The organism is Amycolatopsis sp. NPDC059021 (genome assembly GCF_042739895.1).
In the GTDB taxonomy this organism is placed as follows: domain Bacteria; phylum Actinomycetota; class Actinomycetes; order Mycobacteriales; family Pseudonocardiaceae; genus Amycolatopsis.
On sequence record NZ_JBHYIQ010000016.1, the window covers coordinates 48,200 to 62,170 of the forward strand.

General features: G+C 69.4%; 15 protein-coding genes. 7 read left to right on the forward strand and 8 right to left on the reverse strand.

The genetic code is table 11. From position 1 onward, the window contains the following. Positions 1–138: 138 nt before the first annotated feature. The 3 genes from ACFWX1_RS12405 to ACFWX1_RS12415 all read right to left on the reverse strand — a co-directional run bounded on the left by ACFWX1_RS12405 (position 139) and on the right by ACFWX1_RS12415 (position 3,126). The gene (locus ACFWX1_RS12405) at positions 139–1,413 is read right to left on the reverse strand and encodes an MFS transporter (RefSeq protein WP_378386603.1); all 1,275 of its coding nucleotides are present in this window, start codon (positions 1,411–1,413) and stop codon (positions 139–141) included. A 627-nt stretch (positions 1,414–2,040) separates the two neighbouring features. After that, on the reverse strand, positions 2,041–2,715 hold the full coding sequence (locus tag ACFWX1_RS12410) for a Crp/Fnr family transcriptional regulator (protein ID WP_003081747.1): 675 nt from the start codon (positions 2,713–2,715) through the stop codon (positions 2,041–2,043). Between the two features lie 159 nt (positions 2,716–2,874). Further along, positions 2,875–3,126 (reverse strand): hypothetical protein, encoded by a 252-nt coding sequence (locus ACFWX1_RS12415; RefSeq protein ID WP_013230551.1) that lies wholly within the window; start codon positions 3,124–3,126, stop codon positions 2,875–2,877. A 257-nt stretch (positions 3,127–3,383) separates the two neighbouring features. On the opposite strand from ACFWX1_RS12415, the gene nth reads away from it, so the two are divergent. The 6 genes from nth to ACFWX1_RS12445 all read left to right on the forward strand — a co-directional run bounded on the left by nth (position 3,384) and on the right by ACFWX1_RS12445 (position 7,754). Next, the gene (gene nth / locus ACFWX1_RS12420; RefSeq protein WP_378386605.1) at positions 3,384–4,067 is read left to right on the forward strand and encodes an endonuclease III; all 684 of its coding nucleotides are present in this window, start codon (positions 3,384–3,386) and stop codon (positions 4,065–4,067) included. Next, entirely contained in the window at positions 4,064–4,672 is a 609-nt protein-coding gene (locus ACFWX1_RS12425; protein WP_378386606.1) for a TlpA family protein disulfide reductase, read from the forward strand. Before nth ends, ACFWX1_RS12425 begins: the two co-directional genes overlap by 4 nt. Continuing rightward, the gene (locus ACFWX1_RS12430; RefSeq protein WP_378386608.1) at positions 4,669–5,385 is read left to right on the forward strand and encodes an NUDIX hydrolase; all 717 of its coding nucleotides are present in this window, start codon (positions 4,669–4,671) and stop codon (positions 5,383–5,385) included. The genes ACFWX1_RS12425 and ACFWX1_RS12430 overlap by 4 nt, the downstream gene beginning before the upstream one ends. Before the next feature lie 3 nt (positions 5,386–5,388). Then, complete coding sequence (locus tag ACFWX1_RS12435) at positions 5,389–6,570, forward strand: MarP family serine protease (RefSeq protein WP_378386610.1); 1,182 nt, start codon at positions 5,389–5,391, stop codon at positions 6,568–6,570. A 43-nt stretch (positions 6,571–6,613) separates the two neighbouring features. Next, a complete protein-coding gene (locus tag ACFWX1_RS12440) occupies positions 6,614–7,135 on the forward strand; it encodes a GNAT family N-acetyltransferase (protein ID WP_378386611.1) in 522 nt (173 codons plus the stop codon). A 196-nt stretch (positions 7,136–7,331) separates the two neighbouring features. Beyond that, positions 7,332–7,754 (forward strand): NUDIX domain-containing protein, encoded by a 423-nt coding sequence (locus tag ACFWX1_RS12445; protein WP_378386613.1) that lies wholly within the window; start codon positions 7,332–7,334, stop codon positions 7,752–7,754. Here the strand turns inward: ACFWX1_RS12445 and ACFWX1_RS12450 are convergent. Genes ACFWX1_RS12450 through nhaA form a run of 3 tightly spaced genes read right to left on the reverse strand, consistent with a single transcriptional unit; the run spans position 7,736 to position 10,489 of the window. Next, positions 7,736–8,695, reverse strand: coding sequence for an alpha/beta fold hydrolase (locus ACFWX1_RS12450; protein WP_378386614.1), 960 nt, complete (start codon positions 8,693–8,695; stop codon positions 7,736–7,738). The genes ACFWX1_RS12445 and ACFWX1_RS12450 overlap by 19 nt on opposite strands. 26 nt (positions 8,696–8,721) lie before the next feature. Further along, positions 8,722–9,234, reverse strand: a complete 513-nt coding sequence (locus ACFWX1_RS12455) for a phage holin family protein (protein WP_378386616.1) — start codon at positions 9,232–9,234, stop codon at positions 8,722–8,724. Between the two features lie 52 nt (positions 9,235–9,286). Next, complete coding sequence (gene nhaA, locus ACFWX1_RS12460) at positions 9,287–10,489, reverse strand: Na+/H+ antiporter NhaA (protein WP_378386618.1); 1,203 nt, start codon at positions 10,487–10,489, stop codon at positions 9,287–9,289. Positions 10,490–10,786: 297 nt separating this feature from the next. Here nhaA and ACFWX1_RS12465 point away from each other — a divergent pair, with 297 nt between their 5' ends. Continuing rightward, complete coding sequence (locus ACFWX1_RS12465; RefSeq protein ID WP_378386619.1) at positions 10,787–12,244, forward strand: peptide MFS transporter; 1,458 nt, start codon at positions 10,787–10,789, stop codon at positions 12,242–12,244. A gap of 66 nt (positions 12,245–12,310) precedes the next feature. Here ACFWX1_RS12465 and ACFWX1_RS12470 read toward each other — a convergent pair whose 3' ends face one another. Continuing rightward, positions 12,311–13,042 (reverse strand): VIT family protein, encoded by a 732-nt coding sequence (locus tag ACFWX1_RS12470; RefSeq protein WP_378386621.1) that lies wholly within the window; start codon positions 13,040–13,042, stop codon positions 12,311–12,313. 316 nt (positions 13,043–13,358) lie between these two features. Then, entirely contained in the window at positions 13,359–13,853 is a 495-nt protein-coding gene (locus ACFWX1_RS12475) for a DUF6319 family protein (protein WP_378386623.1), read from the reverse strand. Positions 13,854–13,971 lie beyond the last annotated feature (118 nt).

Consider the following 13,971-nt stretch of genomic DNA (forward strand, 5'->3'; position numbering starts at 1 on the left):
GGGCACGCACGTTTGCTGTTAAGGCCACCTTATGGGCGTCAGACGCCCATAAGGTGGCCTTATGGGTACTGCTGGACTCGCGGGAGAGTGAGCAAGGGACCTTTGCTCTCGTTTCAGCGCGGGAGGGTGCGGTGAGGGCTAGCGGGCAGCACCGACAAGTTCAGCCGTCGCGAGCTTCGCCGAGCGGGCGCGGGGCGGGCGGACCGTGCCGCGCAGCAGCCACAGGACCGCCCCGATCGCGACGCCGACGCATGCCGCCGCCACGAACGCCGCCCAGGTGCCGACGTGTTCGACCAGTGAACCGCTGATCGACTGGCCCGCCGCGAGCCCCAGCGTCACCGAGGTGAGCACCCAGCCGAACGCCTCGGCCGCGGTGCCCTCAGGCGCGACGAGTTCGATCGTCGCGGAGTGGGTGGTCGACTGCGGCGTGATCATGGCGCCGGCCAGCAGCATCGTCACGGCCAGTCCCCACAGCGACGACGGCAGCGCCAGCAACGCGACCAGCGCGCCGAAGCCGCCGAGCAGCACCGGCAGTCGCAGCCCCAGCTTCCTCGGCCACGGCCGCAGGCTGTAGACGACACCGAAGGCGACCGAGCTCAGCGACCAGGCCGACAGCAGCACGCCGCCGATCGAAGCGTGTCCGGCCTCGGTCGCCGCCGCGGGCACCGCGACCTCGACGAAGCCGATCACCGCGCCGAAGCCCAGCGCGGCCAGCGCGAGCGTGCGCATCCCCGGGCTCTCCAGCGCGCCGAGCAGCCGTCCGGCCGGATTGCCCGACGGGCCCCAGGCCCGCACGGCCGGGGTCAGCGCGAACGTCGTCGCACCGATGATCATGGCGATCGTCCCGGTCACGATGCCCGTGCCCGCCCACGGCGCGGCGATCAGCAGCCCGGCGAAACCGGGACCGAGGATGAAGAAGACCTCCATGCTGATCGCTTCGTAGGAGAACGCGGCGTTGCGGGCACCGCCGGGCGGCAGTAGCCGGGTCCACAGCGCCCGGGACGCCGAGCCCACGGTCGGCTGAGTGAGGCCGCTCGCGGCGGCCAGCGTGATCAGGGCCGCCGTCGGCGCGTGTGCCTCGATGGCGAAGACCAGTCCGGTCGTGGCCAGCGCGAAGAGCAGCGTCGTCAGCAGCAACGGCCGGGTCGGGCCGAAGCGGTCGATGAGCCTGCCCTGGCCCACCGCGCCCAGCGAGACGCCCGCGAGCAGGCTGGCCGACACGACTCCCGCCGCGGCGAACGAACCGGTCTCCCGCTGGACGTAGAGCATGGCGGAGATGCCGATCATCGCGATCGGCAGGCGCGCGAGCACGGACGCCGCGGCGGCGGCGCGGGAGCCGGGCGTGGTCAGCGCGGTGCGGTAGTCGGCGAGGGAGGAGGTGTGTTCTTGGCGAGCGGACACAGACTGGGACACATGTACCAGTATGCAGTGGACTGGTACGCCAGTACCAGTTGTTTGACGGTCACCTTCGTCACTGTCAAGCTTGACGCAGGAACTCTCGGGCACCTCGATCAGGTCTCGATCCGGTAACGCTATGTGGATTCTCCGTGAACTCGCGCAACGAAACCGGGGAGTCAGCGTCCTTGAGAGTGAATGGCCTTGAATTCGTGGGTATGGGCCAGCGATGGTTGTACAACTCAACACAATCACCCAGCTCCCTCCGGCATATGGGTCGGGGCCTGATCCGGAGGGCGGGGAGCGCGAATCGTCGGGGGATGGTCCGCGCAAGCAAAGAGCCGGTGCGCCACGTCGGGGGTGGCGCCCGGCTCTTTGTTTTGGTGCGGCCACGCTCGTCGGGTCGCGTGGCGCAGCCAGTCTCCTGGTCTTCACCCCTGCGGGGTAGCCCTGACGTGGTGAACAGCCGACCAACATGGGCTGAACGCAGTAGCCGACGCTGTACACGAACAAGGTGACCACAGCGCGGGGGTCCAGGGGGCGGAGCCCCTTGGCGGGGGTCTGGGGGTTCGACCCCCAGGAGACACTACGAAGAGAGCCCCGTTTGCGCTTTCCGCAAACAGGGCTCTCCCACGAACTTCGTATCTAGCGGGCGCGGCGGGCGAGGCGCTCCGGGTCCAGGATCAGGACGCTCTTGCCTTCCAGTCGCAGCCAGCCGCGGTGCGCGAAGTCGGCGAGCGCCTTGTTGACGGTCTCGCGCGAGGCGCCGACGTACTGGGCGATCTCCTCCTGCGTCAGGTCGTGCGTGACCCGCAGCAGGCCTGCCTCCTGGCTGCCGAAGCGCTGCGCCAGCTGCAGCAGCGCCCGCGCCACGCGGCCGGGGACGTCGGTGAAGATCAGCTCGGCGACCATGTTGTTGGTCCGGCGCAGCCGGCGCGCGACCACGCGCAGCAGCTGTTCGGCGATCTCCGGCCGGGTCGAGATCCACTGGCGCAGTGCCGGGCGGTCCATCGTCACCGCGCGCACCTCGGTCACCGTCGTCGCGCTGGACGTCCGCGGGCCGGGGTCGAAAATGGACAGTTCGCCGAACATGTCCGAGGGGCCGAAGATCCCGAGCAGGTTCTCGCGGCCGTCGGGCGACTTGCGGCCGATCTTCACCTTGCCGGACTGGATGATGTACAGCTTGTCGCCGGGTTCGCCCTCGTTGAAGATGACGTGGCCACGAGGGAACTCCACGGATTCCAGGGTCTGGGCCAGTGCCTCAGCGGCCGCGGGCTCCACCCCCTGGAAAATGCCCGCACGGGCCAGGGTTTCGTCCACCTCGGGTGCCTCCTCATCGAGAAACGACCCGCCTCCCGGTAACCGGGAAACGTGTCGCCAATCACTTTCGCGTCAGTCTAGGGTGTGCTCGCGAGATCGCCTCTCGGGCGCGCCGCGCGACGCGCGCCGGCCGGAAACGATCTCGCTCGACACTGGAGCCTAACTCCGCACGCGTCGCGCGCGTAGCCTGGCCGCCCTCCCGCCGAGCCGCCGCAGCCGGAACAGCTCCAGCGCGCGGCCGATTCCGTGCCCGTACAGGGCCCTGACCTCGTTGGGCTGTGCCTGCTCGAGGAACTCCTCGACCTCGTTCTCCTGCACCGCGACGTGCTTGAGCCTGCTCTCCACCCGCTCCATGAACAGGGCGAAGAACATGATCACCAGGGGCACCAGGATGACGAACCAGACGGTCATGACAGACGTCCACTACGCTCGGTGACTAGGCGTGACTTGATGGCAAAGCTAGGCATTGACTCCAGATCCTCGCTCATGGCGACCTGAACTGCGCCGAGGTGGTGTTCTGGCGTGTCGGCCGTCCACCGGGTGGGTGCTCCCATCGGCTCGTCCGACGACGCCCGTAGGCTATCGGGGTGCCTCCTGCCGCCACTAACGCACCCCGCAAGGGCCACGCCAGCGAGAGCCGGCTTGCTTTGGTGAGACGCGCGCGGCGCATGAAGCGTTGCCTCGACGAGGTGTATCCGGGCGCTCATTGCGAGCTGGACTTCACCACGCCGCTGGAACTGCTGGTCGCCGTCGTGCTTTCCGCGCAGACCACCGACGTCCGGGTGAACATGGTCACCCCCGCGCTCTTCAAGCGCTACCGCACGGCGGCGGACTACGCCGGTGCCGACCGCACCGAGCTGGAGGAGTACCTCCGCTCGACCGGCTTCTACCGGGCCAAGGCGAATTCCGTGATGGGGCTGGGCGCGGCGCTGGTGGAGCGGTTCGACGGCGAGGTACCCGGCAAGCTCGAGGACCTCGTCACGCTGCCCGGCGTCGGCCGCAAGACCGCGAACGTCGTGCTGGGCAACGCCTTCGACGTCCCCGGCATCACGGTGGACACCCACTTCGGGCGGCTCGTCCGCCGCTGGGGCTGGACGACCGAGGAGGACCCGGTCAAGGTCGAGCACGCCGTCGGCGAGCTGATCCCCCGCAAGGAGTGGACGATGCTCTCGCACCGGGTGATCTTCCACGGCCGCCGCGTGTGCCACTCCCGCAAACCGGCGTGCGGCGCGTGCCCGCTGGCCAAGGACTGCCCCGCGTACGGCACCGGGCCGACCGGGTTCGAAGAGGCCGCCAAACTCGTCAAGGGTGAGGAGCGCGAGCACATCCTGGCGCTCGCGGCGCCCCAGTGACCAAGGTCACCAAGTGGGCGCTCGTGGTGGCGGTGCTCGCCGTCGCGTTGCTGGTCGCGCTGTTGCCCAAGGGCGGTGATTCGAAGCAGGCTCCGCCCTCGCCCGGACTCGCCGACGCGCGTGCGAAGGCCGCGCTCACGCCCTGTCCGAGCCCTTCGGGCGGCGAAGTCGAAGCACTGCGCGGAGTCTTGGCAGAGTGTCTCGGTGACGGCGCCAAGGTCGACCTCGGGCAAGCGCTTTCCGGCGGTCCGGTGCTGGTCAACGTCTGGGCGTCGTGGTGTCAGCCGTGCCGGACGGAGCTGCCCGTGCTCCAGGACTACGCGCGTCAGCCCGGCGCGGTGAAGGTGCTCGGCGTCCAGGTGGCGAGCCCTGCCGAGGACGGACTCGGCCTGCTCGCCCAGCTCGGCGTCCACCTGCCGTCGGTCTACGACGGGCCGGGGCAGACCGGTCCGGTCCGCGAGGCGCTCAAACTGCCTTCGTCACTGCCCGCGTCCTACCTGGTGACCGCGAGTGGGCAGGTCCGGTTCATCGCGAACCCACGCGTGTTCCTGGACACTGGCGAGGTGCGTGCAGCCATCGAAGCCACAACAGCAGGGGCCCCATGATCGGCCCGCTCGTGGAGCCCGACTCGGTCCCGGAATGGCTTCGTCCCCTGGTCAAGGTGAGTGGCGAGGTCGACTCGCGGACGTTCACCCGGTTCAACCCGCCCGACGACCGCTACACCCGGTCGGCGGCCGTGCTGATCCTGTTCGGGGAGCGGGACGAGGGGCCGGACGTCCTGTTGCTGCGCCGGGCCGACACGCTCGGCTCGCACGCCGGCCAGGTCGCCTTTCCCGGCGGCGGGGCCGAGGAGGGCGACGACGGCCCGGTCGGGACGGCGCTGCGCGAGGCGGAGGAAGAGACCGGCGTCGTGCCGTCGGGCGTTCGTCCCATCGCGGTGCTGCCAGAGCTGTACGTCCCGGTGTCGCGCTTCGCCGTGACGCCGGTGCTCGCGCATTGGGAAACTCCTTCGCCCGTCCACGCGGTCGATCCCGCGGAGACGGCATCGGTGGCCAGGGTCGCGCTGGCCGATCTCGCCGATCCGGCGAACCGGTTCATGGTGCGCAAGCCGGGCGCGTCGTGGAAGGGACCCGCGTTCGAGGTCGACGGATTGTTCGTCTGGGGATTCACCGCCGGCCTGCTGTCCGTGCTGCTCGGACTCGGCGGCTGGGAGCGGGAGTGGGATCCCGGCGACGTGCGGGACCTTGACGTAGCGTTGGCCGAATACCGGGCGCGCGTCGCCGCGGCGGACGGTCGAGGCGTGACTGGCGAGGAGTAAGCCGTGAACTGGGTCGATGTGCTGGTGCTCGTGCTGGCACTGCTGGCAGCGGTGTCCGGCGCGTTCCAGGGCGTGATCATCGCGGTGCCGTCGCTCATCGGCGTGGTGCTGGGCGCGATCGGCGGGCTCAAGCTCGCCCCGGTCATCGTCGGCCTGTTCGAGAACCCGGTGGCGAAGGTGGCGTTCGCGTTCGCCACGGTGGTCTTCCTGATCGCGCTCGGCGAGGGCATCGGGGTGTGGGTCGGCAGGAAGATCCGGCAGAAGGTCAACCCGGATCGACTGTCCGGAGTGGACAAAACACTCGGCGCCATCGTGCAGGCCGCCGTGGTGTTCGTGGTCGCCTGGCTGATCGCGACCCCGCTGACCAGCGTGCCGATTCCCGGGCTTGCCAAGGCGATCAACGGTTCCACGGTGCTCGGCGGCGTCAACGACGCCATGCCGGACGCCGCGCAGGGCCTGCCGAGCGAACTGCGGAAGCTGCTCGACGCCTCCGGTTTCCCCGCCGCCATGGATCCGTTCCAGAAGGCGCCGTCGGCCGACACCGGCCCGCCCGACACGGCGCTGCAGGCCAGCAGGGTCGTGACGGACGTGCACGGCAGCGTCGTGAAGATCCGCGGCAACGCGCCGTCGTGCTCGCGTTCGCTGGAGGGCAGCGGGTTCGTGATCTCCCCGCAGCGCGTCATGACCAACGCGCACGTCGTCGCCGGTACCGACCAGGTCGCGATCGAGAGCACCTCGGGCGAGTTCCGGGCGCAGGTCGTGTACTTCAACCCGGAGGTCGACATCGCGGTGCTGGCGGTCCCGCGGCTGCGGGCGCCGGCACTGGAATTCGCGCCGGAAACGGCGAAGGCGGGCGACAACGCGATCATCCTCGGCTATCCGCTCGACGGTCCGTACAAGGCGACCCCGGCGCGGATCCGCGGCCGGATCAACCTGCGCGGGCCGGACATCTACGAGGCGAACACCGTGCAGCGGGACGTGTTCACCGTGCGGGCACCGGTCCGCAGCGGGAACTCCGGCGGGCCGATGATCACGCCGGGCGGTCAGGTCATCGGGGTCGTGTTCGGCGCCGCGGTGGACGACCCGGAAACCGGGTTCACGCTGACCGCGGAGCAGGTCCGGGCCGAGGTCGACGCCGCGCCCTCGCAGACGGAGGGCGTCGCCACCGGCCGCTGCGCCTCCTGAATATTCGCGTGGCAGAACGTGTTTCGGTCCCTACGCTGAGCCAGTGACCGCCAGTACGAGCCTGCGACTCCGGCCGCTTCGCCTCGAGGACGAGGATGCGTTCCGGGCCGCGCATCGCGCGATGCTTCCCGAAGGGTTCGAATTCGGTTGGGCCTTCGACGAAGGAACGTCGTGGAGCGCGTACCTGGAGCGGCTCGGCGACGAACGGATCGGCAGGCAGCTGCCGCCGGGCATCGTGCCGGCCACGTTCCTCGTCGCCGAGGTCGGTGGCCGCGTCGTGGGGAGGACGTCGGTCCGGCATGTCCTCAACGACTACCTCGAGCGGTTCGAGGGGCATATCGGCTACGGCGTGCTCGCGCCGTACCGGCGCCGGGGCTACGCGACCGAAATCCTCCGGCAGAGCCTCGTCATCGCCAGATCCGTCGGCGTGGGGCGAGTTCTCGTGACCTGCGACGAGGACAACGCCGGGTCGGCCGCGGTCATCGAGGCCAACGGCGGCAGGCTGGACAACGTCGTGCCGACGGAGCCCGGACGGCCCGCCAAGCGGCGGTATTGGATCGACTGAGCGGCCCGGAGGCCTGAATCCGTCGGGGTTGTCCTGATCCTGTACCGATAACGCACCAAAACTGGGGCGGCGCGGCGGGCCGTGGCGCGGGCACAATGGGGTCCCGACCCGAAGGAGACCCGTGCCCCGTCGCAGTGATGAGCCCCGACACCGGGAGACGAGTGCCGAGGCCTGCGTGGAACAGGTGCGTAAACCCGTGTCCGCCGACGTCCTGCTCCGCGACGAGGACGGCAGGCTCCTGCTGGTCAAACCGGCGCTCAAGGCGTTCTGGGACCTGCCGGGCGGCGTGGTCGGGCCCGCGGAGTCGCCGCGGAGCGCCGCGCGGCGCAGGCTCTCCGACAAACTGGGGCTCGCCGTCACACCGGGACGGCTGCTGGTGCTGGAATGGGTCGGCCCGCACGAGAGCTGGGCCGGGCAGCTCATGTTCGTGTTCGACGCGGGCAGCCTGGAGGCCGGGCGGGCGGACACGGTGCGGCCGGTGAGCGAGGGCATCGAGGACCTCGCGTTCGTCACCCTCGACGAGGCACGGAACCTGCTGCGGTCGGACGTCATGTCGCTGCTGGAGAAGTCGCTGATCGCGCTGCTCACCGGCGGGTGCGACTACTTCGAGCTGGCCTGATTCCCCTGCGTCTTCAGGAACTCCACGAGTGCATGGCTGGTGCGCTCCGGGACTTCGAGATGCGGGAAGTGCCCGATGCCCGGCCAGATCCGCGGTGCGCTGTGCGGCCCCGCCCAGCGCACCGAGGTCCGCGCGGTGTCCGGGAGGATGCACGTGTCGGCCTCGCCGTGCAGTTGGAGCACCGGCGCGGTGATGCGGGAGCCGACGGCGTCGGTGAACCGCCTGCCCTCGCCGCGGAACTGCGCGCGGAAGGCCCAGCGGTAGTACTCCAGCGCGCTGTGCGCGACGCCGGGCACGAGCATCGCCTGCCGGAACGTCCTTGCGCTGTCCCGGAAATCCGCCGACTCGCGCCACGCCGGACCGGCCCACGCGCGGAACAGCTCCTCGACGGCGCCGGCGTCGTCCTCGACGAGCCTGCGTTCCGGAGCCATCGGTATCTGGAAACGGAACAGGTGTCCCAGCGCGCGGGTCTGGCTGCCGCGGCGCAGCCACGCCGTCCGGCTCACCGCCGAACGCAGCGCGAGCGGGTGCGCGGCACCGATCGCCGTCACCGAGGACACCAGCCGGGGATGCAGCGCGGCCACACTCCACGCGAGCATGCCGCCCCAGGCATGCCCGGCGAGATGGGCCTTGCGCGCCCCCAGCGCCTTGATCAGACCGCCGACGTCGCCGGCCAGCGTCCAGGCGTCGTAGCCGCGCGGCGGCTTGTCGGAATCCCCGTACCCGCGCAGATCCACCGCCACCGCGCGGAATCCGGCGTCGGCGAGCGCGACGAGCTGGTGGTGCCAGGTCCACCAGAACTCGGCGAACCCGTGCAGCAGCACCACCAGCGGGCCGTCCCCGAGCTCGGCGACATGCAGCAGGATGCCGTTCGCGGAGACGTCGCGGTGCGCCCACGGGCCGTCGATCCGGACGATCGAAGGATCGGGCGTCGCCTGCACCTTGTCGTCTTCGGAACGGGGTGCGCTCAGGGCCGGGGAGCGGTCGTCAGGTCGCCGTCCACGCCCTCGGGCTCCTGGCGCGGGGTGAACGCCGCGGCGGTTTCCTTGACGCTGTTGATCGTCCGCTCGGGCGCCTTGATCTTCTTCATCTTGCGATAGCCGAGGAACCCGGCGGCCGCGGCGGAGAGCAGCATCAGCAGGAACACGATGCCGAACGCGGCCCACCGTTGCAGCCACTCGGAGAGCAGCTCTCCGAGGAAGAAAAAGAAGAAGAACGAGCTGTACAGCGCGACGACCAGCGCGACGAGGAAGAAGATCGTGCCCTTGAGGCCCTTCTTCACCTCGCCGGTGATCTCCGCCTTCGCCAGCTCGACCTCGGCCCTGACCAGGGTCGAAAGGTGCTGGGTGGCGTCGCCGACAAGCTTGCCGATGGACTGTTCGCCGTCGGCCTCGTCCGCGCTGGACAGGGGGAGGTAGGGCACGGCCCCCACGCCGTCGGGGCCGGTGCGTTCGTGTTTGGGGCTGCTCACGATGGTCATCGTGCCACGTGCGCCCATCACGGGCGCGACGGACCAGCAGGAGTGTCGCCGCTCAATCCGTATTCGCGTGTACGCGGTTGCGGCGAAGGAGGAGCGTGGCGGCCGCCAGCGACGCGATCGCGGACGCGATCAGCACCGCGGCCTTGGCCAGTTCACTCGTCTCGCCGGGCAGCGCGAGCTCGGCGATCAGCAGGCTCACCGTGAAGCCGACGCCGCCGAGCAGTGACAACGCGCCGAGGTCGCGCCAGCCCATGCCGCGGGGTTTCTCGGCGAGTCCGAACCGGACGGCGGCCATGCTCGCGCCGAGGATGCCGACGACCTTCCCGGCGAGCAGCCCGCCCAGCACCGCCAGCGGCAGGGCCGTGGTGAACACCGCGCTCAGCGCGTCGGCGTTGACCGTGATGCCAGCGGCGAACAACGCGAACACCGGGACGGCGACGGCGGCCGACCACGGCTGGAGGCGGTGTTCGAGCCGCAGCGCGGGTGCCTCCGCCTCGCCCTCGTCAGGGCGGACGCGGGTGAGCAGGCCGAGCGCGACGCCCGCGATGGTCGCGTGGATCCCGGCGGTGTGCACGGCGACCCAGGTGATCAGCGCCAGCGGGACGTACAGCCAGGCGGTGCGGACCCGCTTGTGCTGCAACCACGCGTACAACGCCAGCGCGGCGACGGCGACGGCCGCGGCGGTGAGGTTGAAGCCGGTGGTGAACAGGACGGCGATGACGATGATCGCGCCCAGGTCGTCCACCACCGCGAGCGAGAGCAGGAAGACCCGCGCGGAGCTCGGCAGGTTCGACGCGGTCAGCGCGAGCACGCCCAGCGCGAACGCGATGTCCGTGGCGACCGGGATCGCCCACGCCTTGTCCATGCCGGGGGTGCCCCAGCCGATCGTGAGCGCGACCACGGCGGGCACGACCATGCCGCCGATCGCCGCCACCACGGGAAGCACCGCCTGCTTGAACCGCGACAGCTCGCCGATGACGAGTTCGCGCTTGAGTTCGAGGCCGGCGACGAAGAAGAACAGCGCGAGCAGGCCGTCCTTGGCCCAGTCGCCGATGCTCAGGTTCAGGTGCAGGAACTCGGGACCGACCCGGAAGTCGCGGAGCGCGTGATAGCTGTCCTTGAGCGGCGAGTTCGCCCAGAGCAGGGCGATCGCGGTGGCCACGAGCAGGATGATCCCGCCGGTGGTCTCGGTGCGCAGGTAACGGGCGAACTCGCTCACGGCCTGCGCCGGACGGCGCAGTCTGGCAGCGGTCACGGGCATCCTCCGGGGTCTTTCGGCAACGACTCGCACTGTTGCCGACCAGACTTCCCGGCGCACCTTGACGTTATTTTAACGCCCGGACGGGTGTGTGACAGCCCGTTCATGACCGTCACCACATCGGGAATTCGCAGGTCTCCGAGGGTGTTGCCGCTCCCCTCGGTGTCTCCGGGGCCCCGCCGGGTGGCCCGAACGGGGTGTTCTCGCACCGGCCTTCTTAGGTCGGTGGTGACCTCACGTGATCGGCTTCTACCATGCCAATTGACAACGATGTCTAGGACAAGGACGAGAGTGGTGAGTACCTCTACCGAGGTCCAGCAGGACACCAGGTTCTTCGGGCACCCACGAGGGCTCGCGAACCTGTTCGGCGTGGAGATGTGGGAACGCTTCTCCTTCTACGGAATGCAGTCGATCCTCGCGATCTACCTGTACTACGAGACCACCAAGGGCGGTCTCGGCCTCGCGCAGGAAACCGCGCTGGGCATCGTCGGCGCGTACGGCGGCATGGTCTATCTGTCGGCGGTCGTCGGCGCCTGGGTGGCCGACCGGCTGCTCGGTCCCGAACGGACCCTGTTCTACAGCGCGGTCCTGGTCATGATCGGGCACATCGCCCTGGCGCTGTTGCCGGGATTCGCGGGCATCGGCGTCGGTCTGGTGTGCGTCGCGATCGGCAGCGGGGGGCTGAAGTCCAACGCGACGGCCATCGTCGGCACGCTCTACAGCGCGGACGATGAGCGGCGCGATGGCGGGTTCACGCTGTTCTACATGGGTATCAACCTCGGTGCCTTCGTCGGTCAGATGCTGACCGGGCTCGCGCAGAAGGAACTGGGCTTCCACTACGGCTTCGGGCTCGCCGCCATCGGGATGGCGCTGGGACTGATCCAGTACTCGATCGGCCGCAAGAACCTCGGCGACAAGGCCAGGGAGGTACCCAACCCGTTGGCCGCGTCGCGGCGGATGCAGATGCTCGCGGTCGGCGTCGCCGGTGTCGTCGTCATCGTCGTTCTCGTGCTGACCGGTGTCATCCGGGCGGGCAACCTCGCCGACATCGTGGTGGGCGTGGTGGTCGTCGCCTCGGTGCTCTACTTCGCGGTCATCCTCCGCAGCAGCAAGATCACCTCCGCCGAGCGCAGCCGGGTGTACTCGTTCATCCCGATGTTCATCGCCAGCGCCGCGTTCTTCGCGCTGTACCAGCAGCAGTTCACCGTCGTGGCGACCTACAGCGACAAGCGCCTCGACCGGGACCTGTTCGGCTGGGAGATGCCGGTTTCGTGGGTCAACTCGGTCGTCCCGGTGTTCGTCATCGTGTTTGCTCCCGTGTTCGCCGCGATCTGGACGAAGCTCTCCTCGCGGCAGCCGTCCTCGCCGATGAAGTTCGTCTCCGGCACGGTGCTGATGGGCATCGCGTTCCTGCTGTTCCTGCCGATGGTCGGGACCGGGGCGAACGGCAGCCCGCTGCTCGCGCTGATCGGCATCCTCTTCGTGTTCACCATGGGGGAGCTTTTCCTTTCCCCGGTGGGGCTTTCGCTGTCGACCAAGCTCGCGCCCGACGCGTTCCGCACGCAGATGGTGGCGTTGAACTTCCTGTCGATCTCGCTCGGGACGGCGTTGTCCGGCAAGCTCGCGGAGTACTACGACCCGGCCGACGAGGTGCCGTACTTCAGCATCATCGGGTGCACGGCGATCGTCGTCGGTGTGCTGCTGTTCTTCGGCACCCCGTTCATCCGCAGGCTGATGAAGGGTGTCCACTAGGGACAGTCGAACCACGATCGGGCGGGGCGGGCATCCGGAGCGGGTGCCCGCCCTTCCGCGTTCCGGTCAGCCGACGGTGGTGCCGAAGAGCACGCCGACGAAGTACGTCACCAGCATGGTGAGCGCGCCGACGCCGACGTTGCGGGCGATCGCCCGGCCTACCCTGGCATCGCCGAGCCGCGCGCTGATCCAGCCGGTGAGGGTGAGGCCGACGATCACCGCGACGGCGCAGGCGCCGACTCGCAGGGACACGCCGGCCCACGCGATCGCCAGCAGCGGCAGCAGCGCGCCGACGGTGAACGCGACCAAAGAGGCCCACGCCGCCTGCCACGGGCTTGTCAGGTTGTCCGGGTCGATGCCGAGCTCAGCCTCCGCGTGTGCCTGCAGCGCGTCCTTTTCGGACAGTTCACGGGCGACCTGCGCGGCGAGTTCCGGGGAGAGGCCTTTCCGCTCGTAGATCTGCGCGAGTTCGGCCTCCTCGGCCTCCGGCATGGTTTTCAGCTCTTGTTTCTCGAGCTGCAACATCGCTTTCTCGGTATCGCGCTGTGTGCTCACCGAGACGTATTCACCGCCGGCCATCGAAAACGCGCCCGCGACCAGCCCGGCAATTCCGGCGGTGAGGATCGCTATCCGGTCCGTTGTCGCGCCCGCGACGCCGACCACGATGCCCGCCACGGACACGATCCCGTCGTTGGCACCGAGAACCCCGGCGCGCAGCCAGTTCAGCTTGCCGCCGATGTCGTCGTGGTGCGGCTCGTCCGAGTGCGAGGACGTCTCGTCATGGATCGTGTCGGTCACTACTTCAGTGAAACACGAAAATCGGGAATCGGCTAATGCGGTGAAGAAAGGCAATCCTTACGCAGGATCGCCTTACCTTTCTCGGAGAATACCGCCGCTTCGTGAATAGGCTGCGCCGTTCGTTACCAATCCGGCGGCAGTCACGGCGGAGAGGGGTGCCTTCGAGGGGGTCGGCTGCGGTCCGTGTCCGCCTGCTTTCGGCCGGATTGGTAAAGCGCCCGGCGTCGCGGGATGCGACGCCGGGCGGGTGATACCTTGCCGGAACGGGGGCCGTACAACGCGGACCCCGCCTCGGCGGCCGGATGGTTCTCGGGTGTCAGCTGTCCAGCTCGGCCAGCGCCTGCTTGGCGCGCTCCAGCTCGGCCTCGAGCTGGGCGACCTTGGCGGCCTGCGCCTCGCGGGCGGCGTTGATGACCTCGTCGATCGGGCCGGACAGGTCCTGGTGCAGCTCCTTGGCCGCGCGGGACACGGCGGCGGCGGGGATCTCGAGGCCCTTGGCCACCCACTTGCTGCCGTTCTTCAGCTCGGCCTGCCACTCGCCGTCGGCGGTGCCGGTGACGGTGAGGATCAGCTCGACCGTGCGGGTCTTCTTGGCCGTGGTCTGCGCCTTCGGCCTGCCGCGCTTCGGCTTGGGCTCCTCGGCGGGCTTCTCGTCCGCGGCCTCGGTCTTTTCGGCCGTGTCCGCCGCCGGGGAGCCGGTCTCGGTCGTGTCGTTCTCGGTCTTCGAGGTGTCGGCGGGCTGTGACGCCGGAGCCGCCGCAGCGTCGGCCGTCGCCGGTTCCTCTTCGTGCGTCAGGACATCCACGGTCATCGTTGGTGTCGTCTCCTTGCCCGGAAATGGGATGGGTACAGCGGCCACATCCTAGAACAAGCGTTCGACGCCTGCGATTCGGGGTGGCCAAAGTCCGTGGGGGCCTCCCCGGAGGACT

Bases quoted from the DNA above. Each gene is read 5' to 3' on its own strand.
- ACFWX1_RS12415 (WP_013230551.1), bottom strand. From the start codon at position 3,126: ATGACCGTCTGGTTCGTCATCCTGGTGCCCCTGGTGATCATGTTCTTC.
- nth (WP_378386605.1), top strand. From the start codon at position 3,384: ATGAAGCGTTGCCTCGACGAGGTGTATCCGGGCGCTCATTGCGAGCTG.
- ACFWX1_RS12430 (WP_378386608.1), top strand. From the start codon at position 4,669: ATGATCGGCCCGCTCGTGGAGCCCGACTCGGTCCCGGAATGGCTTCGT.
- ACFWX1_RS12455 (WP_378386616.1), bottom strand. From the start codon at position 9,234: ATGACCATCGTGAGCAGCCCCAAACACGAACGCACCGGCCCCGACGGC.
- ACFWX1_RS12475 (WP_378386623.1), bottom strand. From the start codon at position 13,853: ATGACCGTGGATGTCCTGACGCACGAAGAGGAACCGGCGACGGCCGAC.